Consider the following 24031-nt stretch of genomic DNA (forward strand, 5'->3'; position numbering starts at 1 on the left):
CGCTCAACCGCGGCGCGCACGCGCCGAACGCTCATGAGCCGGCGCTGCCAGGTGCCTTCGATCGGCCGCACCGCGCAGGCGGTACCCGCACCGCTCAGGCCGGCGCGACCGTCTCGTCCTCGACGATGCCGGCCATCTGGTACTCGATCGCCTGGTACTGCGCGGACTGCATCAGCAGGCGTTTGGCGCGCACCGCGACCAGGCCGGCCGCATCGGCCACCAGGAACTCGCGGTAGGGATGGAAGTAACGGCCCTCGACCACCAGCACCCGGCGCGCATGCAGGCGCAGCGCATGGTGGAAGGCAGACTCGCCGCGCGAGGTCACCGGGGTGACCATCACCGCCTGCGCCCCGCCACCGATGAATTCGATGCCGCACTGGGTTTCCAGCGAATCGACGCGGCAGCGCATCCAGCGCACCAGTCCCAGCCGCCAGGGTTTCTCGCGATGGCGGTAGGCGATCAGCTCGCCGGCCACCAGCGGATAGCCGCTGCTCTCGCCGGTCAGCAGCAGCCCGGAATGGCTGACGTTGGAGACGCTGAAGATCGCCGGCGTCTCCGGCGTCGGCAGCGCCTGCGGCTGCTCCGGCAGCGCAAAGCGGCGCTCCCAACCGGCTGCTGGCGGATCGGCCCGGTCGCGGTCGAGCAGCGACCAGCAGTGGCGCATCGCCGCGACCATCTCCACCTGCTCGCTGCCCGCGCGCTGGCGCCTGCGGTGGCGCCGCTGCGGCGGCTGCACCCATTCCTGGCGGATCCGTGCGATCAGCTGCACCTGGCGCGGCGCCGCCACCGGTGCGGCCTGCAGCTGGGCGATGCGCCGGTCCAGCGCCCGCGCCATCGCCTCGGTCTCCAGCTGGACCAGGCCGGGCGTGTCGAACGGCCAGGCGTCGACGAACACCGGCGGACCGTCGGCTTCGGGCCGCAGCAGGAAGCCGCCACCGGCCGGCGCGGTGCCACGCAGCGGGCGCAGCTCGAGATGTTCTGCCTCGTCGGCGATCAGCTCCAGCAGCACGCCCAGCTGGCGTGGCTCGTAGCGGTTCACGCCGGTCATGCCGAGCAGCAGCAGGCGCCGGTACAGGGTGCCGATGGTCGGCTGGCCGGCGCCACCGGCGCGGTCCTGCCAGCCCTGGGCGAGCGCATGCGCGTACAGCTGATGGCAGCCGGCCCAGAAGCCGCGCGGCAGCAGCCCGTAGGCATGCGCGCTGGCGCCACCCAGCCGCCACGCGCTGTCCAGCGCCAGCGCCAGCAGCTCCTGCGCGGGCTTCTGGCTGGCGAACAGGCCACGGATCTCGCCGGTGTCCTCCACCGCCTGCAGCAGCCCGCGGTGCAGCACCAGCAGCAGCTGCTGGGCCAGGCGTGCGGCCCAGCGTGCCTTCTCCGAATGCACCGGGCCGCCGGCATGCATGCGCTTGAGCAGCGCCGGCAGCAGCGCGTACGCCTCGTCCTGGCGGGTGCGCAGCGCGGCCAGCCGCACCGGCAGCGCCGAGGCCGTCTTCCTGCGTCCGGCGGCCTCGAGCTGGCGCAGCACCCTGGCGAAGGTCGGATCCGCGCGCAGCGCCTCCAGCGATGCCGCGTCCTCGCCCTCCAGCAGGCTCGGCACATCCGGGAACACGCTCGGGGTCAGGATCGGCATCGTCGCGCGGTCCGCAGCAGGCAATCGGACATTCTAGGAAAAACGCGGCGCGTGGCGCGATCCGGTCGACACGGGCGGTCCCGGCCGAAGCGATGCCCGGCTCACGCGCCGGGTGTGTCCGCGAGCGCGGCATCCTGCGACGGCGTGCCACCGACGCGCTGCAGGCAGCCCAGCGCCTCCAGCACGTCGACCGCCGCATCGGCACGGCAGGTCTCGGCCACGCTCACCGGTCCGGCGATGTAGCCGGACCAGCGTCCGCGTCCTTCGGCCTTGGCCCGGTACAGTGCCGCATCGGCCACGCGCAGGCTCAGCGCCCAGTCGCCGGCATGCTGCGGCCACGGTGGCAGCAGCGACGCGCCCATCGACACGTGCAGCGGCACGCTGCCGGTCGGGCGTACCAGCGGCTCGCGCTGCAGCTGCTGGCAGATCCGCCGGAACAGGCGCGCGGCCTCGGCCATCGAGGTGTCCGGGCAGATCCACAGGAACTCCTCGCCACCCCAGCGGGCGACCACGTCCGAACCGCGGCTGCAGCCGCGCAGGATGTCGGCGAAGTGCATCAGGGCGTGGTCGCCGCCCTCGTGCCCGTGCTGGTCGTTGATGCGCTTGAAGTGGTCGATGTCCAGCAGCAGCATCAGCACCGGTTCCGGGGTGCGTCCCTGCGCCAGGGCCTCGCGTTGCGTCTGGCCGAGCTGCTCCAGCCAACCCTGCACGTAGCGGCGGTTGCGCAGGCCGGTCAGCGCGTCTTCCTCGCTCTGGCGGCGGATCGTCGCGGTCAGCTTCTCCAGGTCGCGATGCGCCGTTTCGATCTCGCCGTTCTTGCGCGCCAGCTCGCGGTTGATGCGCTTGCGGACCCGGCTCTCGCGGATCTTCAGCAGCGCCAGCACCGCCAGCACCAGCACCGCTGCCAGCAGGCCGTACACGGTCAGGCGCTGGCGCTGGTCGCTGGCGGCCAGCTCGGCGAGCGTGGCCTGCTGCGCGGCGCGTTCGCGGCCCAGCTCGGCCAGCTCGCCCTCCTTGCGTGCCAGCTCCACCGCCGACTCCAGTTCGGCGATGCGGGTCTTCGACTCGACGTTGACCACCTCGTCGCTGGTCGCCTTGAACTCGCGCATCAGTTCCAGCGCCTCGCGGTGCCGGCCCAGCGCGTCGAGGTTGTCGATCATGCGCGGGTACAGCTCGAGCCGGCGCGGCACGTTGTCCGCGAGCCGGAACAACGCACGCGAGCGGGCGAAGGACTCGGCCGCGGCCGGGTGCTGGCCCAGGTCGGCCTGGGTGGCGCCGATGTTGGAGTGGACGATGGCCGCCTCCTCGTTCTTGCCCGCCGCTTCGATCTGGCGGGCGGCGTCGGCCAGCATCGGCAGCGCTTCGCGCTGGCGGCCGGTGCGGCGCAGCACGTTGCCCAGATTGTTGAGGATGTCGCCGGTCGGGCGGCCCGCCTCGAGTGCGGTGTCCAGCGCTTCGCGGTACAGCGCCTCGGCGCGTTCGTAGTGCTCGGCGCCTTCGTGAGCCGAGGCCAGGTTGTTGAGCACCGCCTCCCGGGTCAGCGACGGCCGCGGCTTCTGGTCGTAGCTGGCCAGTGCCCGTTCGCCGTACTCGATGGCGCGATCGAATTCGCGCGCGTAGACGAACACCGCGGTGGCGTTGTGCAGGAAGCCGGCATCGAGCGGGCGGTCAAGCGCCTTGGCCACGCGTTCGACTTCCAGCAGGGCTTCGATCGCCTCGGGATGACGGCCCTGCTGGGCGGCCACCAGGAAGATCAGCTGATTGGCGTTGTACTCGACCAGATGCGGGTGCGTGGGCACCTTGGACAGGGCGAGCCGGGCCAGGCGCTCCGCGTTGGCGCTGTCGCCCATCAGCATGTAGGACGCGGCCAGCTGCCGCCACATCTCGGCCAGCGATTCCTCGCCGGGCAGCCTGGCTTCCAGCCGCTCCATGTCGCGCTCGAGCTCGGCGATCCGCGATGCGGTGCGCGGCTGCCAGATCACGCCATTCAGGCGTTTGAGCAGGCGCAGCTGCTGCTCCGGCGTGAGCCGGTCCATCGTCTGCGCGCGCAGCGGCGCGCCGATCTCCAGCACCCGGTCCTGCCGGCGCAGCGCATTGGCCGCATCCATCAGCTCCAGGCCGAGTTCGATCACGGTCCGCTTGTCGGCGGCCGCATCGAAGACCGGATCGCCCAGGGCGAGCGCGGCGGCAGGGTCGGACTCGCGCAGCGCCTTGACCCGGGCCAGCACGTCGTCCGGCGACGCTGGATCCGCAGGCCGGAAAGCGCTGGTGGTGGCCGGCGCGGTCGGTGCCGCCATCGCGCAGGCATGAAAACAGAACGCCAGCAGTGCCATCGGCACGGCCAGCCGGTACCGCACGGAAAATCCCCGGTGCATCTCGAACTCCGAGCCGCGACCGGCATGGCCGCGGCATCGACATGCGCACCCGGCACGACGACGCCCGCTTCCTCGGGCATCGGCACGCTGGACGCAGCCCCCTGTGTCCGCGACCTCCCGTCCACCGCCCTTCCGGGGGCGGCGCGACGGGCTGCATGAATGGCGCCGGCCGGACCGGCCGGCGCCGAGGTCGATTATCGACCGGATCGATGCCGTTCTGCAGGCCCCCGACCTGCAGGACGGCGCGCGGCGGTCAGGCCGCCTTCTTCGCGGCGATCCACTGGTCCACGCGACGCTCCAGCAGGTCCAGCGGCAGCGCGCCGCCGCCCAGGATCACGTCGTGGAAGCCGCGGATGTCGAACTTCCCGCCCAGCTCGGTCTCGGCCTTCCTGCGCAGCTGCTGGATCCGGATCATGCCGACCTTATAGGCGGTGGCCTGGCCCGGCATGATCAGGTAGCGGCGGATCTCGGACTGGATCGCGGCCTGCGGGATCGAGCTGTTCTGGCGGAAGTAGTCGACCGCCTGCTGCTCGGTCCAGCCCTTGGCATGCATGCCGGTGTCGACCACCAGGCGGATCGCGCGCCACATCTCCGACATCAGGCGGCCGTACTCCGAGTACGGGTCGGTGTAGGTGTCCGGCATCTCCTTGGCCAGCCACTCCGAATACAGGCCCCAGCCCTCGGTGTAGGCGGTATGGAACTGCTGGGTGCGGAAGGTCGGCACGCCGGTCAGTTCCTGCGCGATCGAGATCTGCATGTGATGGCCCGGCAGGCCCTCGTGGTAGGCGATGACCTCCAGCTCGGTCTTGGGCATCGCGTTCATGTCGGACAGGTGCGCGTAGTAGATGCCCGGGCGCGAGCCATCCGGGGTGCCCGGATAGTAGTGCTGGGCGGCGCCGGGCTGCTCGCGGAACGCCTCGACCCGGCGCACTTCCAGGCCGGCCTTGGGCAGCAGGCCGAAGTACTCGGGCAGGTGCTTCTTGATGTTGTCGATCGCCGCGGTGGCGTCGTCGATGTAGGCCTGGCGGCCGGCATCGGTGTCCGGGTACTTGAACTGCTTGTCGCTGTCGATGAACGTGAAGAACGCCTGCAGGTCGCCCTGGAAGCCGACCTTGTCCTTCAGCGCCTCCATCTCGCCACGGATGCGCGCCACCTCGTCCAGGCCGAGCTGGTGGACCTCGTCGGCGGTCATCGCGGTGGTGGTGTTCTCGGCCAGCTGGTACGTGTAGTACGCCGCGCCATTGGCCTGGGTGGTGCCGACGCCGGCCGGATTCACCAGCGCCTTCGGCAGCTCCTCCTCGCTCCAGGCGATGATCCGCTCGTAGCCGGGCTTGAGCTGTTCGACCAGGGCCACGCGCGCTTCTTCCTTCAGCTGGTCGGCGCGCTCGGCGGTGATGACCTTCTTCTCGACCAGGGCATCGGCCTTGGCCTTCAGGTCGGCCCACAGCGCGCTGTCGGCGCCGTCGTCGAACGGAGCGCCGGTGATGATCTTGCGCGACTGGTCGATCACGCCTTCGAACGCGAACTTCGGCGCGCGGATGTTCTGCGCCGAGGCGGCGCGGCCGCGTTCGAGCAGCTGGTCGAACATCACCGGGGCCGCCTTCAGGCGCGCGATGTAGGCCTGGTAGCCCTGCTCGTCCTCGGCCTTGTGGATGCTGATCATGAAGGTCGGGAACGCGCTGTGCATGCCGTTCATCTGGTCGAACACGTAGCCGTTGGCCAGGAACGGCATGCCGTCGCGCATGCTCTCGTACTGGCGCTTCCACAGGTCCCAGGACAGCCTGGTCTCGTCGTCGAGCGCGTCGTACTTGAATCCGGCCTCCATCTCCTTGACCGAGGCTTCCAGCCACGCCAGGCGGTCCTTCGTGGCCTGCTCGGACATGTCGTCGAGCTTGTCGTTGTGGTCGGAGCGGCCGAGGAAGCTCAGCTGGGTCGGGCTCTGCTGCAGCAGTTCCTCGTACTTGGTCTCGAACCAGGCATTGAGACGCGCGGACTCGTTCTCCGCCTGCTGGGCGGTGCCGGTGGCGGCGTTGTCGCTGGTGGAAGGCTGCGGCGAGCAGGCCGCCAGGGCCAGGGCAAGCGCAAGGGTGCTGCAGGCGAACACGGGACGCACGGGCTTCTCTCCTCGGGGCGGTGACAGGCCCGCATTCTGGGCATGCCGGCCTCGCGAAGGCCAGTGCGGGATGTCATGGCCCGCGCTCTGCCGGGACAGCCTGCGCCGTGCGCCCGGATGTCGCGCCACCCGGCCCCGCCGCGCCAAGCGCGCGTTCTGCCAGACTGGCGGCCACCCGATGCGCCAGGAGCTTCCATGCAGGTCGCGATGCAGCCGTTCGGCCCGGCCGTGGACTGGTTCCACGGCTCGGCGATCGTCGAGGTCCACCACGGGGTGTCGGGGTTGCGCATCGTCGCGGCCGCGCCGCACGGCGTGGACCGCTACCTGGAGGTGCATTTCGCGTTCGCCAATGCGTTCCAGGTGATGGACGAGGGCGACATGCTCGATTACTGGGCGCCGCCGTATCGACCCGACGGCCATCTGGTGCACGAGGTGCTGGAAGGCGGCTGGCGGCCGCGCGTGCAGGGCCGGCTGCTGTCGATCACCGGTGCGCACGACGGGCTGCGCGAGTGGCTGGTGTCGACGGTGGACCTGTGCGTGAGCGTGATCGCCGCCGAAGCCCCGCACGTGCGCGAATACGGCTGAGTCCTGCTCAGTCCGCCAGCGGCAGGCAGGCGATCCATTCGGCGTCGCCGGCCGCCACGTCGGGGAACAAGCGCAGGCGTTCCAGCAGCGGCGGCGCATCGCGCAGCGTCTCGCCGCTGGCCGGCAGCCAGTGCCCGTACAGCCAGGCGAATGCCGCGGCCATCGCTGCGTCCGAGCCGCGCCCGTGCAGTTGCGCGACCCGCCCGCCGTGGATCACGCCGGCGACCACGCCTTCGGGATTGGGCGCGACCGCCTCGGTGGTCGCCGCGCACAGGCTCATGCGGGAGTCGTCCGGCGCGACGTCGTCCGCCGTGTGGAACAGGTTGAAGGTGCGGCTCCGCGAAGGCGGCAGCCGGTGCGCGCGGCGCCAGGCGATGAAGCGGCGCAGGCTCCCGTCCAGGTGTCGGGGATCGCCGCGGTGTTCGAGCATGGCGACGGCGATGTCGGGCTGATGGACGATATCCACCGTGTGCGACGGCGCGGCGTCACGCATGGTCGGACCTGAGTTGGCGTCGTGAGGAAAGGCATCGAGTGCGACGAAGGCGTCCCGCCAGCGCGCCGGGTCGGGTGCGCGACGGAATGCGCCCGGGCTCTGGCCGAGCAGGTGCCGGAAGGCGCGGCCGAACGCATCGGGCGTCGCATAGCCGTGGGCCAGCGCGATCGTGGTGATGCTGTCCCGACGGTAGGCCAGCGCGTGTGCCGCGCGCTGCAGGCGCCGCAGCTGCACGTAGCGCCCCACCGGCATGCGGTACAGCGCGGTGAACAGGCGTTGGAAGTGGAACGGCGACAGTGCGGCGATCGCGGCCAGCGTGAGCGCGTCGAGCGGCGCATCCGGATGGGCGTCCACATGGGCCAGCACGCGTTGCATGCGGGCGTGCAGGTGACGCGATGGCGGGGCTGTCTGATGCATGGCCGCAGCATAGGCGCCGCTGCTGGTGCCCGCCCTGCAGATCCTGCGCAGTTGCTCCGGATGCCGCCGCGCGCATGCATGCGGCGGAGAAGCTCGGATCCGGCCGGCTGCCAGTGCTTGCTCGACCTGGCGCACGGCTTTCAGCAGCCGGATGCGTGTCTGTCGTCGCAGTGGATGCCCGCGCCTGCGCGCCGCCGACCGCAGCCGGTGGCGTGGTGATGCGGCGTTCCGGTGTCCGCCGCGGCGCTGCGCAGCCTGCCACCGGGCGTGGAGGTGTCGTTGCCGGGAGCAGGCGGGCGCAGGATGGAGATGGCGGTGTGCAGGCACTGGACGACCAGTTCGACGCGACCTGTCCGAACGCACGCCGAGCCCGGGGCGTAAGCTCCGCGGCGCGCAAGGCGTCGACGGCGAGTCAGGCCGAGGGAGCCCGCCGGGCGGACTGACGTCGCCACAGGGTGACGTACTGGTTTTCCTGGCTCGCCAGCGTGCGCGTCATCGCCTCCCGGTCGAACCCGTCCAGCGCCGCCAGTGCGGCTACTGCCTCGTCCGCCCCGATGTCCAGATGCGGGAAGGTGCAGGCCACTGCGTCCTGCGCGTCATGGAGCGACCACCAGATATCCATCGCGTCGAGCGGGCTGGTATAGGTGGTGTCGAGGGTCACCGCGTGCAGATCATCCCAGCGCACCCCGCGCTGGCGGCCCACCGCATCGATCACCCGCACGCCGTACGCATCGATCTCGACCTGCCATGCCGGGTCGTAGTGGGTCGGCGGCGGAGCCGCCTTGCGGAACCATCCAAACATCGCGCACTCCTTCTGCCGCCACCCTAACCGATCGGGCGGTGGGTGGCGGCTCGGCGGCCAGCGCCGCGTACTCGGCGCCGTGAACAGCCGCGAGCGGACCAGGAGGCGCACGCCTTCGCCGTTCTCCAGCGAGAACATGCCGCCGCGGCCGGGCACCACGTCGATGGTCGGCCGGGTGTGCTTCCAGTACGCGAACTGCGAGGGACTGATGGGTGCGCCGCACCACCGGTCTCGCCCAGACGGAGGTCGCGGTCGCCGAGGATGAAGTCGCCAACCGGGTAGCGCATCGGCGAGGACCCGTCGCAGCCGCCGCCGGACCAAGGTGGAACAGCACCTGTCCATGCCGCGCCTGCAGCGTCGCGACCAGCTGCAGCGCCGCCGGCGTGGCGGTGACCTGCAACGGCGGTGCGGCTGCGGATGCCGCCATGTCGGTGGCGGGCGTGCCGGACGGGGCGTGCCTGCGGACCTCCAGTGGACGGGTGTTCGGGCGGCGGCGGTGGGGCTGTTCCGGCGTCGAACGTGCCTGCGTCGCAGCATCGGACGCGTGGAGTGCATGCGGTCCGTCGCGTCGACTGCCGTCCGTACCCGGCGCCCTGCCGGCCGGGCACGGCACTCCAGGCGCGACGGCTCAGGCGTTCATGTCGAGCACGATGCGGCCCTCGATGGTGCCGGCATGCATGCGCGCGAAGATGTCGTTGATGTTCTCCAGGCGGTCGCTGGCGACGGTCGCGGCGACCTTGCCCTGCGCGGCGAACTCCAGCGACTCCTGCAGGTCCAGGCGGGTGCCGACGATCGAGCCGCGCACGGTCACGCCGTTGAGGACCAGGCCGAAGATGTCCAGCGGGAAGTCGCCCGGCGGCAGGCCGTTCAGCGACACGGTGCCACCGCGTCGGACCATGCCGACCGCCTGTTCGAAGGCCTTCGGCGAGACCGCGGTGACCAGCGCACCGTGCGCGCCGCCGATCTCCTTCTTCAGGTAGGCGACCGGGTCGGTGGTCTTCGCGTTGACGGTGACCGTCGCGCCCAGGCGCGTGGCCAGGTCGAGCTTGGCGTCGTCGACATCGACCGCGGCCACGTTCAGCCCCATCGCCTTCGCATACTGCACGGCCATGTGGCCCAGGCCGCCGATGCCGGAGATCACCACCCAGTTGCCCGGCCTGGTATCGGTGACCTTCAGGCCCTTGTAGACGGTGACGCCGGCGCACAGGATCGGCGCGACCTCGATGAAGCCGACGTTCTTCGGCAGGTGGCCGACGTAGCCGGCGTCGGCCAGCGCGTACTGCGCGAAGCCGCCGTTGATCGAGTAGCCGGTGTTCTGCTGGCTCTCGCACAGCGTTTCCCAGCCGCCCAGGCAGTGCTCGCAATGGCCGCAGGCCGAGTACAGCCACGGAATGCCGACCCGGTCGCCTTCCTTGACGTGATGCACGCCGGCACCGACCGCGACCACGTGGCCGACGCCTTCGTGGCCGGGAATGAACGGCGGGTTGGGCTTCACCGGCCAGTCGCCCTCGGCGGCGTGCAGATCGGTGTGGCAGACGCCACAGGCTTCGATCCTGACCAAGATGTCGCCGGCACCCGGCCGCGGTACCGGTACTTCCTCGATCGCCAGCGGCTTGCCGAACTCGCGCACCACCGCGGCCTTCATCGTCTTGTCCATCGCATCGCTCCTGCAGGGGGAAGGGCGTGGCCGAGGCTACGCCGACGGCCCGGCGGCGCCTTGATCGGCGTCAATCGACGTGTGGCCGGCACCGTGGCGCCCGGCCGCAGCGTGGGCTGATCGCAGCCGCATGCAGGAGAGTGCGCAGGCGACGCCGCCATCCACGATCAGCAAGGGTGCGTACTCATGCCCATCGGCTATATCCACGTGCCGAACCGTTGCCAGGCAAACCGGCCCGGATAACCGTTGTTTCACCACAATCCGCTGCCGGCCCGGTATCTCTGGGTCCGGTCCACCGGAGGGGACAACGCATGCGGATCACCATCATCGGCGCCGGCTTCAGCGGCAGTGTCCTGGCCACGGAACTGGCGCGCGGCGCAGCCGCCGGGACCGAGTTGTACCTGGTCGGCGTCCCGGACAGTTATGGCCGCGGCGTGGCCTATGGCGAGGCCCGGGCCGAGCATCTGCTCAACGTGCGCGCGCGCGACCTGGGCGCGACGATGGACCATCCCGGCGAGTTCGCCACCTGGTTGAACCTGAGCAGGCGGGCCGAGTCCAGCTTCCTGCCGCGGCTGGTGTACGGCGAGTACCTGTACTCGCGGCTGCAGGGCGCGGCGCAGACCTCGCTGGCGGCGTTCAACCAGATCGCGCAGGAGGCGATTGCGGTCGAGCGCGAAGGCAGCGGCTTCCGCGTGCTGCTGGCCGACGGCGAGGACTTCTTCAGCGACGCGGTGGTGCTGGCGGTCGGCACGCTGCCGCCGCAGCGGCTGCACGGTGTGGGCCCGCGCCTGCTGGTCGATCCGGCCTACGTGGCCTGGCCTTGGCAGCGCAGCCTGGCCGGCGTGGACGCGATCGACAGCGTCGATGCGGATGCCCGCGTGCTGATCGTGGGAACCGGCCTGACCATGGCCGACACCGTCGCCACGCTGCAGCGCCGCGGCCATCGCGGCGCGATCACCGCCCTGTCGCGGCATGGCCTGATGCCGCGCGCGCACGTGGCCGAACCCGGCACGCCGATCGCCCTGCCGCCGACCGTGCTGCATGCACTCAACAGCGGCGACGTGCGCCTGCTGCTGCGCGCGCTGCGCGCGCTCGTGCCGATCGTGCCGGACTGGCGCAGCCTGGTCGACGCGCTGCGCCCGTACACCCAGGGCTACTGGAAGACGCTGCCCGATCCGGAACGCGCACGCTTCCTGCGGCACCTGCGCTCGTACTGGGAGATCGTCCGGCACCGGCTCGCGCCGAGCCTGCACCAGGAGCTGGAGCAGCTGCAGGCGGACGGACGGCTGCGGATCCGCGCCGGGCGCCTGCTGCGGGCACGGCGGGGCGAAGGCGAGCGCGCCGTGGAGGTGCTGATCCGCGAGCGCGGGCAGAGCCATGCCTCGGCCGAGCAGTACGACGTGCTGATCCGGGCCACCGGCCTGGACACCGATGTCGAACGCACCAGCCATCCGCTGCTGGCCCAGCTGCGCGACGCCGGGCTGGTCAGCGCCGACCCGCTCGGGCTCGGCGTGCGCGCGTCGGCCCGGTTCGAATCGCTGGACCGGCATGGCGCGGCGGTGCGCGGCCTGTACTGCCTCGGTCCGCTGCTGCGCGGTCAGCTGTGGGAGATCACTGCCGTCCCCGAGCTGCGCGTGGCCGCGCGTGACCTGGCCGCGCAGCTGCTGAAGGCGCCCGGCGTGGTGGCCCGGCCGGTGCGCGAGATGTCGCCGCGGCCCGCGCTCAGGGCGCGTTAGCCGCGGCCGGGGTGGTGCGCCTGGCGGACCGCCTTCGCCGCCGTGCCGCGGCCGCTCACACGTCGCCGCCGTCCTGCCAGCCTTCGCCGCTGCCGCGCTGGAACACCGCATCGTCGTCGCGCACCGTGCCGGCCGGGATCGATTCCTGCCGGGCCAGCCGCGCATAGATCGGGGTGAAGTCCGGCGCGGTCGCGGCCATCAGCTGCTCGAAGCTGTCGATGACGAAGTAGGTCTTCTGGAACGTGTCGATCCGGTAGCGGGTGCGCATGATCCGCTCCAGGTCGAAGCCGATCCGGTTCGGCGCGGCCGACTCCAGCGAGTGCAGCGATTCGCCCTTCGACGAGACGATGCCGGCGCCGTAGATGCGCAGCCCGTCGGGCTGGCGGATCAGGCCGAACTCCACCGTGTACCAGTACAGCCGGGTCAGATGCTGCAGCGCGTCCGGGCCGATCGCGTGGGCTTTGACGCCGCCGCGGCCATAGGCCTCCATGTAATCGGCGAACACCGGGTTCATCAGCAGCGGCACGTGGCCGAACAGGTCGTGGAACAGGTCCGGTTCGGCGATGTAGTCGATCTGCTCGGGGCGCCGGATCCACCAGGTCACCGGAAAGCGGCGGTTGGCCAGATGGTCGAAGAAGTCCAGCTCCGGCAGCAGGCCTTCGACCCCGACCAGGGTCCAGCCGGTGGCGGCGCCCAGCACTTCGTTGAGCTGGTCGAAGCGCGGGATCATGTGCGCGTCCATGCCCATCGCGTCCTGCGCCTGCAGGAATTCGTCGCAGGCGCGGCCGACCAGCAGCGCGCGCTGGCGCTCGTACAGCGTGCCCCAGGTGGCATGGTCGTCAGCGCTGTAATCGTGCCAGGGCTGCTCGACCACGGCGGTGGTGTAGACCGGCACGTAGCCCTTGTCGGTCTGTTGGTGTTCGACGCGGCGTGGGGTCGGGGTCTGCATGGCGGGGCTCCAATGACCGGTTTCCCAGCGTACGCGCGCACCGGCGCAACAGGCTTGCGAAGTTGCGCGGGCGCAGCCTTCTGGCGCAATGTTGTTGCGTCTTTCGATGTTGCAGGGCAACAAATGGCCGATACCATCGCGCTGGACCGCACCGATCTGCGGCTGCTGGCCCTGCTCCAGCAGCAGGGCCGCACCAGCAATGCCGACCTGGCCGCGCAGATCAACCTGTCCGCCTCGGCCTGCCTGCGCCGCACCCAGCGGCTGGAGGCGGCCGGCGTGATCGCCGGCTACGCGGCGCGGCTGGAGCCGAAGGCGGTCGGCCTGGGCCTGCAGGCCTTCGTCCGGGTGCAGCTGGAGAAGCACGGACAGCCGGGCATCGAGCGCTTCGTCGCCGGCGTGCTGGAGTGGGACGAGGTCGTCGCCTGCCATGCGCTGACCGGCGACATGGACTACCTGCTGCACGTCTACGTGCAGGACCTGGAGCACTTCTCGCGCTTCCTGCTCGACCGCCTGCTCAATGCGTCGGGCGTGGCCGACGTGAATTCCAGCTTCGTGCTGCGCACGGTGAAGGCGTTCACCGGACTGCCGCTGCCGCGCGGCTGACGCATCGATGGCTGCGGGTTATGCTCGGCCGCCGTGACAGCCAGGCCCGCGTAATGAACGACCCGAAGGATCCACGCCGGCAGCGCGCACAGGGCATCGGCATCGCGATCGGCACCGCACTCGGCGTCTCGATCGGCCTGGCGATGGACAACATCGCGCTGGGCATCGCGATCGGCATCGGGGTGGGCGTGGCGCTGGGCCAGGTCGGTGGGCGCAGCGGCGGTCCGCCGCCGTGAGATGCGCCGGTGTCGCAGGCGATGCATCCACGACCGTCCATGCGCTGCGCAATGCGAGGACGTGCTGAATGAACCCATGGTGGCTGCTGGCGCTGGTGCCGATCGGACTGAACCTGATGGCCAGCCGCGCGGTGCTGCGCACGCCGCTGGCGACGCCGTTGCAGCGCAGGCTGCAGCTGGCGGTGATCTGGCTGCTGCCGGCGATCGGCGCCGTGCTCTGCCTGGTGTTCACCGCCTCGCAGGACGGCACAGGCCGGCCATCGCCGGCCGACGCGGGCGATGGCGCGGGCATGCCGTACGCGGTGCTGCCGGCCGACGACGGCGGTGCATGCGGCGTTTCGTCCGATACCGGTGGTGGTTGCGGTGGCGGCGATGGGGGTGGCGGCGACTGAGCCGGCGTGCAGCCGGACGCGTGGGCCGTCACCGTCGTGACCGGATCGTCCGGTCCCGCCGTGCAACGCCTCGCCGACGGATCGGTGCGCTGCCATCGTCGCCGCGGACGTGGAACGCGTGCCGTCCGGTGACTTCCCTCATGCGGTCGAAACCGCTGCCCGACGGCATGGCTGCGTCGCGGCCGCGTCCGCTACCATCCAGACCCCGCCCAGCACAGGACGCATCCGGATGAGCACCACCTATCGGGGAAGCTGCCATTGCGGCCGCGTCGCCTTCCAGGTCAGTGGCGAGATCGACGGCGCCCTGGCCTGCAACTGTTCGATCTGCAGCCGCAAGGGTTCGCTGCTGTGGTTCGTGCCGCGCGCGCGGATGACGCTGCTGACCGACGAGGACGCCGCGGCGTCGTACACCTTCAACCGGCACGCGATCCGCCACCGCTTCTGCCCCACCTGCGGCATGCACCCCTACGGCGAGGGCGTGGCGCCCGACGGCCAGGTGACCGCGGCGATCAACCTGCGCTGCATCGAGGGCATCGACCTGGATGCGATCCCGGTGCAGCACGTCGACGGGCGCGCGCTGTAGGCGGCCCGGTCCGGATGCTATCGTCGCCGCATCGCAAGGGTGGCGACGCGCCGCCCGGCCAGGGAGGCACCGATGTCGATCGTCGCACTTCTTCTTTCGCTGTCCGGCACGGTCACGCCGGCGATCCCGCACCTGCACGAACCGGTCGTCTCCAACTCCGGTGATCTGGTGTCGTGGTGCAGACAGGCCGCCGAGGCGCGCTACGTCGCCGCCGGAGTGAACACCTACCAGTGGGCGGCCAGGCACAGCGACCGCGGCAACATGCTCAGCGTCGAAGGGCGGCTGCGCGTGGAGAAGCGCGACGTCAAGGTGAACTGCCGGATCGCCCGCGGCGCGCACGTCGGCGCGATCACGGTCGAGATCGACGATCCAGGCCCCTGACCGCAGCGGCGTGGCGCCTTTCGAGGACCGGCGCCGCGGTCCGATGATCCGGTGCGGCAACAGCGACGCGCGGATCGGAAGGCCGACCCGCCACAGGCCGCGACCAGCGGGAGGCGGGCCGCCTCGATCCGGAGGGATGATGCGCCCCGGCGATCCGCCTGCCCACCCGGGAGGCGGCGCTCCGACCTGATCGGGACGCGCACATGCAACGCGATGCCGCCGTGGCGCGGCCGCGGCACGCCGTTGACCGGCGCACCGCCACCGATGCCCGGGCTGCTCAGAAGCGGTTGTCGCCGTCCAGGATCCGGCCCAGTCCGCCCAGCACCGAGCCTTCGCCGCGGTTCTGCCCGCCGCCCTGCGGTGCGGCCATCCACATGCGTCCGGCCAGGCGCGAGAACGGCAGCGACTGCAGCCAGACCTTGCCGGGCCCGGTCAGCGTGGCCAGGAACACGCCTTCGCCACCGAAGAACATGCTCCTGACCCCACGCACCGCGCGCACGTCCATGTCGACGCTGCCGTGGTAGGCGACCACGCAGCCGGTGTCGACGTCGATGCGCTCGCCGGCGGCCAGTTCGCGTTCGACCACGGTGCCGCCGGCATGCACGAACACCCAGCCGTCGCCTTCGAGCTTCTGCATGATGAAGCCCTCGCCGCCGAACAGGCCGGTGAGGATCTTGCGCTGGAAGTGCACGCCGATCCGCACGCCGCGCGCGCCGGCCAGGAAACTGTCCTTCTGGCAGACCAGGCGGCCGCCGTGCTCGTCCAGCTTCAGCCCCAGCACCGTGCCCGGATAGGGTGCGGCGAAGGCCACCTTCGCCTTGCCGTGGCCGGTGTGGGTGAACAGCGTGGCGAACAGGCTTTCGCCGGTGATCACGCGCTTGCCGGCCGACATCAGCTTGTCCATCAGGCCGCCGCCCTGGCCGCTGTGCGAGCCGTCGCCGAACACGGTGTCCATCTGCACGCTGGCATCCTTGTACATCAGCGCGCCGGCCTCGGCGATCGCGCTTTCGCCCGGGTCCAGTTCGATCTCCACGAACTGCATGTCGTGGCCGACGATGCGGAAATCGACCTCGTCGCTGCCTCCGCGCCGGCCGCCCTGGCCCGGCAGCGGCGGCAGGTGCGGCGGTGCGCCCGGCGCGGCTGCGGACAGCTCGGCAATGCCACGCACCGGCTTCCATTCGCTCATGCCCTCGCGCCAGCCCAGCAGGCCAGGGCTGCGCTGCGCCTGCGCCCGCGCGGCGTCCTCGTCCAGCGGACCGGTGCGGCTGTTGTCGGCGGGGTCGTGCAGGTACCACTGGGTCATGGCGGCATCCAAGGCGGTGGGGAAACGTGCGCGAGTCTAGCGCCGGCCCACGGCGTCCGGATGCGCCGGAGGTCGCTGTTGCTTCCGGTGGTCATCGTCCGTTGCGTCTGGCCGTCCGTGCCGCGTGCGCGGACATGCAGCGAGGTCCGGGGCGGGGCGCAGGCGCTGGCCACATCGTGCCGCGACGGCAGGTACGGGCCGATCCAGGAGCGCGTGCAGGCGCGCCGTCGCTGCAGTGCGGGCATGCAGGGCCGCGCCCGCATGACGACGTGGCCGTGTCCGCGCCGATCGCCGCGGGTGTGACGGCAGTGGTTCCGGTCGGTCGGACCTGCGCGGTGGGTGCCGACGCCGGGCGTCGACGTGTATCGATGGAGGCGGGGGCCGTCGGCAGGCGTCGCACGGGCCATGCCCGGTCGATGCGGATGCCGACCGTCGTGTATGGATGTCGGCACCAGCGCCAGCCCGGCGACAGGGTTGCGGCCTGGCCGGCCGGATGCGGCGGCTGGGCGTGCCTGGCTTGGTTTGGCGTGACGTGGCGTGGTGACGCAGGGATGCGGCGGCGGCCCGCCATGCGGGCACTGCCGGCGATGCAGCGCTGTTGACGACGGCGGGGCGTGGAGGCTTCCGCCGCCGTCCGGCCGCGGCGAGGCCGTGCTACAGCGCGCCGGGCACCGGCCGCGCCAGCGCGGACGCTTCGGTCGCGCAGTCGCGCGAGGTCGGCGTGCGACCGGCGGCGCGAGCGCGCCGGATCTCGTCGGTCGCGGCGGCCATGTCGGCGGCAAATGCCGGCTCGGCATGCAGCCTGGCGACGGTCGCCGCGCCGAGGAAGCGGCCCTGCAGCACGTCGCTCTGCCAGTGCACGTTGCAGACCAGGCGGCTCTCGCCGTACTGGCGACCGCGCAGCAGCACGGCATCGGCGCGCTCGGGCGCGGCCTCGGCCAGCAGCAGCGCCCAGCTCCAGCCGATCGCGGTGTGCCCCGATGGATAGGAGCCGTTGGTGCGCAGGCCGGTCTCGCTGTCGGGCGTGCAGGTCGGCGCGCCGTTTTCCGTGAACGGGCGCGCGCGCTGGTACTGGTGCTTGGCCGCGCGCACGCTGCGGGCGGCATCGGCCAGCGAGCGGCGCAACAGCCGCACCAGATGCGGCGTGTGGGTGTCGTCGATCTCCACGCCCAGCGCGCAGGCGAAGGTGCCGGCCGCCTGCGGAAACACCAGGTCGGCATCGCGGGTGGCCTGCTCCCAGCGCGGGCTGCCGCGCAGGACCAGCGCCGCGGCAGCCACCGCGTGGTCCTGCGCCAGGGCCGCGCTGCCGGCGACCGGTGGTGCCGGCACCAGCGCCAGGCTGTCGGGCAGGGCGGCATCGTCCAGATAGCCCACGCTGATGCCGGGACGGACTTCGGGCACCGGTGCCGGATGGCGGTCGCCGGGACCGGCACAGGCGGCGAGGGCGGCGGCAAGAACCAGCGCCAGGGCCAGGCGGGCCACGCCGAGGCGGTGGCGGGATCGGGCGGCGGCCTGGGGCGGCCGGGCGGGCATCATCGTGCGGACTCCTGGGACGGACGCGGCCAGCCGCGCGCTGCCTGGCAGGTCAGCGGATGCGGTGGCGACGGAACAGGCGCCGCATGATGCCTGCCTGTCGCCGCCGGCGCATCCCGCCTTCGGTCGCTGGCGGACGATCGATGCCTGCGTGCGCCGCTCAGTCGCGCGGCTCGGGCGGGGTCTGCGGACGCTGCGTCGGGAATCGCAGCACCACGCCCCGGGTCGGCGGCTGCGCGTCGCGATGCCACAGCACCGGGACCTCGCGCGGCGCTGGCGGCTCGAGCTCGTCGCGCTCCTCGGCCGCCAGCGTGTCGGCGTCGTCCTCGTCCTCCCAGCTGTAGCGCTGGCGGGGCGTCATCGGATCCAGCCGCCGGAACAGCAGGCCGGCGACCAGGCCGCCGATCGCGCCGCCCAGATGCGACTGCCAGGAAATGCCGGGTTCGTTCGGCAGCACGGTCATCAGCATGCCGCCGTAGAACAGGAAGCCGATCATCGCAGCGGCGATCGAGGACCGGTCGCGCCGCAGCAGGCCGAGCGTGCCGACCATGAACATCAGCCCGTGGGTCACGCCGCTGGCGCCCAGATGATGGCTGCCCGGCTCGCCCAGCAGCCACGCGCCGATGCCCGAGCCCAGCCACATCAGCGGCAGCGACCACAGCGTGGCGCGTGGATAGACGCTGCCGGCCAAGGTGCCCAGGATCAGCAGGGCGCCGGCGTTGGCCGCCAGATGCTCGAACGAGCCGTGCAGCAGCGGCGCGGTCAGCAGGCCGAGCCAGTTGCCGGTGTCGTGCGGCGCGACGCTGAGTCTGCGCAGATCGAAATCCGGCTGGGCCGAGTACACCACCAGCAGCAGGAACACGAAGGCCAGGCTGAGATTGAACGCGCGCAGCAGGCGGCGCCGGTCCTGGCCTGGGGCGGCTGCCTCATCGGGCTGGTGTGTGTGGTCGCTCATGAATCATGGGATGGCGGCCGCAGGCAAGCGAATCAAGGCCGGGTGGCCCGGGATGCTTCATCCCGCGGGCGGGCCGGTGCGCGATGGTCGCCACCCGCTCATGGCGGCGTGGCAGGCAGGGTAGCGGCGAGCTGCCGCAGTTGCGTGGCGTGGCGGGTGTTCAGCTCCGCGATGCAGTGGCTGGCGCATCGCCAGGCCCGTCCCGATCGCGCCGCCGCCCCGCGACCGGGCCAGCACGCCGTGCGCGGCGCGGTAGCCGGCGAAGGCCGTGTTGTCGGTCGGCAACCGCTGCCTGGCCCGATCGCGATGCATCGCGTCCTCGTCCCAGCGGTCGATCGCGGTGGCCAGCGCGGACGCTGCGTCGAGCAGCTCGCGTGCGCTGGCCTCGGCGACCCGCTGCAGGCAGTCCAGACGATCGGCCTGGGAAGACGCGTCGCAATCGTCAGCGGCCGCATGCAGCGGCAGTGCGGACAGCAGCACACCTGCGGCGAGGACGCTGCGCCAGCGGTGCGTGACGGGTCGCGCCGGATGGATGCCGGCGGGGCATGTGTCGCGCATCGGCCCGCGATCCTGCCTTGGAGAAGATCGGATTCTCGCCGGGATGCAGCGCGGCCGGGCACCGATGCGGTGGAACGAGCGAGCGGCGCATACGGCTGGAACCGGCTGCCGTGCAGCGACAGTTGATGTGCTCCTGCCCCTGGCGCGTGTCATCGCCGCCGGCGCGGAACAAAAAAACGGGCGCGGTTCGCACCGCGCCCGAACATGCTCACCCTGCTGGGAGAGAGACAGAGAGAGAGCCCTTGCTACGTCACCTGCACCTGCTTACTTCACTTCGAACTCGCGGGTCTGGACGACGCTGCCGTCCCACGCGATCTCGACCTTGTACTTGCCGGCCGGCAGACCATCCGGCTTGCTGATCTGGAACGAGGTGGTGCCGTCGCCGGTCAGGGTCAGCTGGCGGCTGTCCTCGTGCACGGTCTGGCCATCCTGGTAGGTCCACTTGGCCGACAGCGTGCCGGGCACGCTGCCGCTCGGCTCGCTGGTCCGGGTGGCGACCGAGGCGAAGATCGTGTCGGTCGGTGCGAACGTGGTCGCCGGCGTCGCGACGCGGTTGTCGGCGCCGACCGCATTGCCCAGGTCGACCGAGGTCACGCTCGCGCTGGTGGTGGCCGGAGCCATCGGCGCGGCGGCCGCCGGCGTGGACGGTTCGGTCAGTGCGGGCGACGGGGCCGGCGCCGGCGCTTCTTCGGGCTTCTTGCAGGCGGCCAGGGCCAGCGTGACCGAGGCGCCCAGGACGAGCAGTGCGGAACGGGAACGGATCATTGGCGTGTGCTCCTGTGGGTCGGGTCAGCTTGCCGGCGGGATGCGCAGCACCTGGCCGGGCTGGATCCGGTCGGGATCCTCGAGCTGGTCGCGGTTGGCTTCGAAGATGCGGGTCCAGGCATTGCCATCGCCGTAGATCTGCTTGGCGATCCTGGAGAGGCTGTCACCCTTGACCACGGTGTAGATCTGGTCGGCGTTGCCGGCCTCGGTCGAGCGCACGCCACCCTGGACGTTGGAAAAATCCGGGCGCTCGGCTTCGGTACTGCGGACGCCGCCCTGGACGTTGGAGAAGTCGGGGGACTTGCCGGTGCTCATGTGCGGGACCTGGCGGGAAGGCGCGGCCAAACTCGCACAGCGACTGTTAACGACCCATCGCAGGGTCGTGAAGCATTTATTGGAGCGGCGACCGGCGTTCATCACCCGTCCGGAAAAGCGCCCCGGTGTGGCGTGCGGTTGCACCAGTGCGGCGGCCCCAACCGCGACACGTGCATCGTTGGCGCACCTGCCGCAGGCCTCATGGCGCCACAGCGCCGGCAACGCGCATGGCGTCTGACCTCGTCGTCCCGGTCGCCGCCACCCTGGAGCGGACCTCGCCGTCACTGCCGGCAGTGCGCGACGATCACCCGCGGCGTCGCGGTCCAGGGACGCGGTCGCGCATCGTCAGGCGGTGGATGCCACACCGCCCATCGCCCGCCCGCGCCTGCATCGAAGGCCGTTGCCGCGCCAGCCTGCTGCAGGCGTCGGCGTCGGCGTCGGCGTCGGCGTCGATCGCCTACTGCCGCTCGTCGCGCAGGGGGGCCGGCGCGTCCAGGCCGGGCGAACCGCGCCACGGATTGATGTCCAGGCCGCCGCGGCGGGTGTAGCGGGCTTCGACCGACAACCGCTGCGGCGCGCAGCGGGCGAGGACGTCGAGGAAGATCCGTTCCACGCACTGCTCGTGGAACTCGGCATGCTCGCGGAAGCTGACCAGGTAGCGCAGCAGCGCGGCACGGTCGATCCGCGGGCCCCGGTAGTGCAGGTGTACGCTGGCCCAGTCCGGCTGGCCGGTGACCGGGCAGTTGGACTTCAGCAGCTCGGACACCAGGGTCTCTTCCACGATTACGCCGGCGTCGGCATGCAGCAGCGCCGCCTGCGGCGGGCCGTAATGGTCGATGGCCACGTCCAGCGCATCGATCAGCGTCGCCGCCGCCGGCGCCTCCGCCAGCGGCGGCAGGCCCGGGGTCACCAGCACCGGCGCGCCGGCGCAGCGCGACAGGTCCGCCGCGATGCGGGTGTGGACCGATGCGGCGTCGTCGAAGCGGGCGCCGTTGAGCGAGTTCAGATAGAGCTTCAGCGACTTGGATTCGATCAGGTGCGGCGAGTCGGCAGGCACATGCAGGGTGGCGGTGCCGGCCTGCGGCTTGCCGCGCCCGTCGAGCCAGCCCAGCTCATAGACATGCCAGCGGTCGTGGCCGACGAAGGGCAATGCGGCATCGGCGATGCCGAGTTCGGCGCGCGCGCCGGCGCGCGGGATCGGAAACAGCAGCGTGGCGTCGTAGCGGGTCGGATAGGCGACCTCGCGCCCGAGGCTGGAATCGTGGGGCGTGTTCATGGCGCCATTCTACGGACTGCGCGCGGCGCGCCGGCGCGGCATGCGTCGATCCTCGCAGCCGGCGTTCAAGCGCGCAGGGTGGGCGGCGGCCCGGACGGTGCGGCAGCACCCTGCGCGATGCCGGCACCGGGCGCGACCGCGCCCTGGCGTTCCTGCGGCGCGGCGATGCGCCGATGCCAGGCGGCAGCGTCGGGCGCGGCTCCCGCCCGGAGACCGGCGCAGCGGTGGACCCGTCGCGCGGACCGGCGCGGCTCGACGCTGCCGGTCAGGCCGCGGAGCCGGGTCAGAGCCGCTGTACCGGGCGTCCGCGAGCGGCATGCAGCCGGCGCAGGTTCCACAGATGCGCGGCGGCCAGCGCCAGCGAGCCGGCCACGGTCAGCGGTGTCTCCAGTGCATGCAGCGGCCAGCCCACGGCGCCCAGCGTCAGCAACAGCAGTCCTGCGGTCGCCAGCGCCACCACTGCGGCCGGCAACGGATGCCGGCGGTGGCTGCGCCGCAGCGCGGTCGCGGTCAGCGGCAGGGCGATCGCCACGAACAGCAGGTGCACCCATTCGGCCTCGGCCCAGGCCGACAGCAGCGGCAGGAACGCGGCCGCCAGCGGCAGCAGCAGGCAATGCACGACGCACAGCCCGGACAACCCGATCGCGGCGTGGTCGAAAGCGTGCGTGCGCGACAGCGGAACAGGCATGGACAATCTCCGGAATCTCGTTACAGTTATAACATAACACAAAGGAGTCCTCATGGCCGTTTCGTCCGACCCACGCCTGCCGGTGACCGTGCTCTCCGGCTTTCTCGGCGCAGGCAAGACCACCCTGCTCAACCACGTGCTGCGCAACCGCGACGGTCTGCGCGTGGCGGTGATCGTCAACGACATGAGCGAGATCAACATCGACGCCCAGCTGGTCCGCGACGGTGGCGCCGCGCTGCGCAGGACCGACGAGACGCTGGTGGAATTCAGCAACGGCTGCATCTGCTGCACGCTGCGCGACGACCTGCTGCAGGAGGTGCGGCGGCTGGCTGCCGAAGGCCGTTACGATTACCTGCTGATCGAATCGACCGGGATCGGCGAGCCGATGCCGGTGGCCGCGACCTTCGCCGTGCGCGACGAACAGGGCGTCTCGCTGTCCGACGTGGCGCGGCTGGACACGATGGCCACCGTCGTCGACGCGGTCACCTTCATCGACGGCATGGGCTCGCCCGAGCGGCTGGTCGACCGTGGTCTGCAGGCCGGGCCCGATGATGCACGCGCGCTGGTCGACCTGTTGATCGAGCAGGTCGAGTTCGCCGATGTGATCGTCGTCGCCAAGTGCGATCTGGTCGATCCCGAGCGCCTGCGCCTGACCACGACGGTGCTGCGTGGGCTCAACCGCGATGCACGCATCGTTGAATCGCGCGGCGCCGATGTGCCGCTGGCCGAGCTGCTGGACACCGGCCGCTTCGACTTCGACCGCGCGCGTCTGGCACCGGGCTGGCTGCAGGAGCTGCAGGGCATCCACACACCGGAGACCGAGGAGTACGGCATTGCCAGCTTCACTTATCGCGCGCGTCGCCCGTTCCACCCGGCGCGCCTGGCCGCGCTGCTCGACCACGGGCTGGAGGGCGTGATCCGCAGCAAGGGCTGGTTCTGGCTGGCCTCGCGGATGGACTGGGTCGGCGAGCTGGCGATCGTCGGTGCGGCCACCCGGACCAGCGCGGCCGGATTCTGGTACGCGGCACGCGAGCGGGTCCGTGCAGGCCGCATCGGCCTGCTGCCGGAGGCGGCCTTCCTGCACGCACCTCTGGCGTTGTCCGGGGATGGGGCGGCGCGCTGGCAGGCGGCGGCCTGGTCGGCGCCGCAGCCTTCGCCGCTTGAGCTCGGGGATGCGCAGGAGCACGCGGCGCTGGCGCGGCTGTGGCATCCGCTGTGGGGCGACCGCCGGCAGGAACTGGCGGTGATCGGCGTCGGTACGGATGAGGCGCAGCTGCGCGCGCACCTCGACGCCTGCCTGCTGGACGACGACGAGATGGCCGCCGGTCCGGCGGTCTGGCGCGACCTGCCCGATCCGTTTCCTACGTGGCAGCGCTGACTGCCACGTTCCGCCGCCGGTCATGGCGGTGTGGTGGCGAGGCAGCGCGACCACCGGCGCAGGCCCGTCGCTGCCGTCTCCATGGGCGCCAGGGGGGCTGCTGCCATCGGCAACGCGGACCGGCGCGGAGGCCGTGCAGCAGCGACGGGCCGGCCTGTATGGCGCAAAGCAGTGCGGCCAGGCACCGTGCCGGCAGCGCTGCGTCCGCTGGGGCGTGCGATGGTGGGTTGCGGTGTGCCGTGGCGCAGGCCCGGGACCGCTGCGGCGGTGGCCGGCGCGGTTGTCGCAGGATGTGGTTTCGGCGGCTG

At 71.6% G+C, this 24031-nt stretch carries 22 protein-coding genes and 1 pseudogene; 8 read left to right on the top strand and 15 right to left on the bottom strand.

What is annotated here, in order from left to right:
• Positions 1 to 94 precede the first annotated feature (94 nt).
• The 3 genes from IB242_RS17230 to IB242_RS17240 form a co-directional block, all read right to left on the bottom strand.
• Positions 95 to 1630 (bottom strand): hypothetical protein, encoded by a 1536-nt coding sequence (locus IB242_RS17230; RefSeq protein ID WP_192282470.1) that lies wholly within the window; start codon positions 1628 to 1630, stop codon positions 95 to 97.
• Between the two features lie 101 nt (positions 1631 to 1731).
• Entirely contained in the window at positions 1732 to 3927 is a 2196-nt protein-coding gene (locus IB242_RS17235) for a GGDEF domain-containing protein (protein WP_192282478.1), read from the bottom strand.
• Positions 3928 to 4258: 331 nt separating this feature from the next.
• Positions 4259 to 6118 carry a DUF885 domain-containing protein gene (locus IB242_RS17240; RefSeq protein WP_192282480.1) on the bottom strand — a complete coding sequence of 620 codons (1860 nt, stop codon included), beginning with the start codon at positions 6116 to 6118 and terminating at the stop codon, positions 4259 to 4261.
• 195 nt (positions 6119 to 6313) lie between these two features.
• Here IB242_RS17240 and IB242_RS17245 point away from each other — a divergent pair, with 195 nt between their 5' ends.
• Complete coding sequence (locus tag IB242_RS17245; protein ID WP_192282482.1) at positions 6314 to 6703, top strand: hypothetical protein; 390 nt, start codon at positions 6314 to 6316, stop codon at positions 6701 to 6703.
• 7 nt (positions 6704 to 6710) lie between these two features.
• On the opposite strand, the gene IB242_RS17250 is transcribed toward IB242_RS17245, so the two are convergent.
• The 3 genes and pseudogenes from IB242_RS17250 to adhP all read right to left on the bottom strand — a co-directional run bounded on the left by IB242_RS17250 (position 6711) and on the right by adhP (position 10072).
• Positions 6711 to 7613, bottom strand: coding sequence for a GyrI-like domain-containing protein (locus tag IB242_RS17250; RefSeq protein WP_192282484.1), 903 nt, complete (start codon positions 7611 to 7613; stop codon positions 6711 to 6713).
• 880 nt (positions 7614 to 8493) lie between these two features.
• Positions 8494 to 8842: pseudogene (locus IB242_RS20545) on the bottom strand (DUF779 domain-containing protein); the annotation flags it as partial.
• 201 nt (positions 8843 to 9043) lie between these two features.
• Entirely contained in the window at positions 9044 to 10072 is a 1029-nt protein-coding gene (gene adhP / locus IB242_RS17260) for an alcohol dehydrogenase AdhP (protein ID WP_192282485.1), read from the bottom strand.
• Between the two features lie 311 nt (positions 10073 to 10383).
• On the opposite strand from adhP, the gene IB242_RS17265 reads away from it, so the two are divergent.
• Positions 10384 to 11808: an FAD/NAD(P)-binding protein gene (locus IB242_RS17265; protein WP_192282487.1), complete on the top strand. Its 1425-nt coding sequence runs from the start codon at positions 10384 to 10386 to the stop codon at positions 11806 to 11808.
• Between the two features lie 55 nt (positions 11809 to 11863).
• On the opposite strand, the gene phhA is transcribed toward IB242_RS17265, so the two are convergent.
• Positions 11864 to 12757 (bottom strand): phenylalanine 4-monooxygenase, encoded by an 894-nt coding sequence (gene phhA, locus IB242_RS17270; protein WP_192282489.1) that lies wholly within the window; start codon positions 12755 to 12757, stop codon positions 11864 to 11866.
• Positions 12758 to 12880: 123 nt separating this feature from the next.
• On the opposite strand from phhA, the gene IB242_RS17275 reads away from it, so the two are divergent.
• From IB242_RS17275 to IB242_RS17295, 5 genes are all read left to right on the top strand, one after another.
• Positions 12881 to 13360, top strand: coding sequence for an Lrp/AsnC family transcriptional regulator (locus IB242_RS17275; protein ID WP_192282491.1), 480 nt, complete (start codon positions 12881 to 12883; stop codon positions 13358 to 13360).
• 53 nt (positions 13361 to 13413) lie between these two features.
• Positions 13414 to 13596 carry a hypothetical protein gene (locus IB242_RS17280; protein ID WP_192282493.1) on the top strand — a complete coding sequence of 61 codons (183 nt, stop codon included), beginning with the start codon at positions 13414 to 13416 and terminating at the stop codon, positions 13594 to 13596.
• A 68-nt stretch (positions 13597 to 13664) separates the two neighbouring features.
• Positions 13665 to 13988, top strand: coding sequence for a hypothetical protein (locus tag IB242_RS17285; protein ID WP_192282495.1), 324 nt, complete (start codon positions 13665 to 13667; stop codon positions 13986 to 13988).
• Between the two features lie 229 nt (positions 13989 to 14217).
• Positions 14218 to 14571: a GFA family protein gene (locus IB242_RS17290; RefSeq protein WP_192282497.1), complete on the top strand. Its 354-nt coding sequence runs from the start codon at positions 14218 to 14220 to the stop codon at positions 14569 to 14571.
• A gap of 72 nt (positions 14572 to 14643) precedes the next feature.
• Complete coding sequence (locus IB242_RS17295) at positions 14644 to 14952, top strand: hypothetical protein (RefSeq protein ID WP_192282499.1); 309 nt, start codon at positions 14644 to 14646, stop codon at positions 14950 to 14952.
• Positions 14953 to 15229: 277 nt separating this feature from the next.
• Here the strand turns inward: IB242_RS17295 and IB242_RS17300 are convergent, their stop codons facing one another.
• The 8 genes from IB242_RS17300 to IB242_RS17335 all read right to left on the bottom strand — a co-directional run bounded on the left by IB242_RS17300 (position 15230) and on the right by IB242_RS17335 (position 22345).
• A complete protein-coding gene (locus tag IB242_RS17300; protein WP_192282501.1) occupies positions 15230 to 16255 on the bottom strand; it encodes a TIGR00266 family protein in 1026 nt (341 codons plus the stop codon).
• A 654-nt stretch (positions 16256 to 16909) separates the two neighbouring features.
• Complete coding sequence (locus IB242_RS17305; RefSeq protein WP_192282724.1) at positions 16910 to 17788, bottom strand: phosphatase PAP2 family protein; 879 nt, start codon at positions 17786 to 17788, stop codon at positions 16910 to 16912.
• Between the two features lie 160 nt (positions 17789 to 17948).
• Complete coding sequence (locus IB242_RS17310) at positions 17949 to 18743, bottom strand: rhomboid family intramembrane serine protease (RefSeq protein ID WP_192282503.1); 795 nt, start codon at positions 18741 to 18743, stop codon at positions 17949 to 17951.
• 57 nt (positions 18744 to 18800) lie between these two features.
• Positions 18801 to 19301 (bottom strand): hypothetical protein, encoded by a 501-nt coding sequence (locus IB242_RS17315; RefSeq protein ID WP_192282505.1) that lies wholly within the window; start codon positions 19299 to 19301, stop codon positions 18801 to 18803.
• A 264-nt stretch (positions 19302 to 19565) separates the two neighbouring features.
• Positions 19566 to 20066 (bottom strand): hypothetical protein, encoded by a 501-nt coding sequence (locus IB242_RS17320; protein ID WP_192282507.1) that lies wholly within the window; start codon positions 20064 to 20066, stop codon positions 19566 to 19568.
• Between the two features lie 24 nt (positions 20067 to 20090).
• Positions 20091 to 20381 carry a LysM peptidoglycan-binding domain-containing protein gene (locus tag IB242_RS17325; RefSeq protein ID WP_192282509.1) on the bottom strand — a complete coding sequence of 97 codons (291 nt, stop codon included), beginning with the start codon at positions 20379 to 20381 and terminating at the stop codon, positions 20091 to 20093.
• 457 nt (positions 20382 to 20838) lie between these two features.
• Positions 20839 to 21657: an NADPH-dependent 7-cyano-7-deazaguanine reductase QueF gene (gene queF, locus IB242_RS17330; RefSeq protein ID WP_192282511.1), complete on the bottom strand. Its 819-nt coding sequence runs from the start codon at positions 21655 to 21657 to the stop codon at positions 20839 to 20841.
• A 283-nt stretch (positions 21658 to 21940) separates the two neighbouring features.
• Positions 21941 to 22345, bottom strand: a complete 405-nt coding sequence (locus IB242_RS17335) for a MerC domain-containing protein (protein ID WP_192282513.1) — start codon at positions 22343 to 22345, stop codon at positions 21941 to 21943.
• A gap of 52 nt (positions 22346 to 22397) precedes the next feature.
• Here IB242_RS17335 and IB242_RS17340 point away from each other — a divergent pair, with 52 nt between their 5' ends.
• Complete coding sequence (locus tag IB242_RS17340) at positions 22398 to 23723, top strand: GTP-binding protein (protein WP_192282515.1); 1326 nt, start codon at positions 22398 to 22400, stop codon at positions 23721 to 23723.
• Positions 23724 to 24031: the final 308 nt, after the last annotated feature.

Origin of the sequence: Xanthomonas sp. XNM01, from assembly GCF_014851915.1 — a bacterium.
Lineage (GTDB): Bacteria > Pseudomonadota > Gammaproteobacteria > Xanthomonadales > Xanthomonadaceae > Pseudoxanthomonas.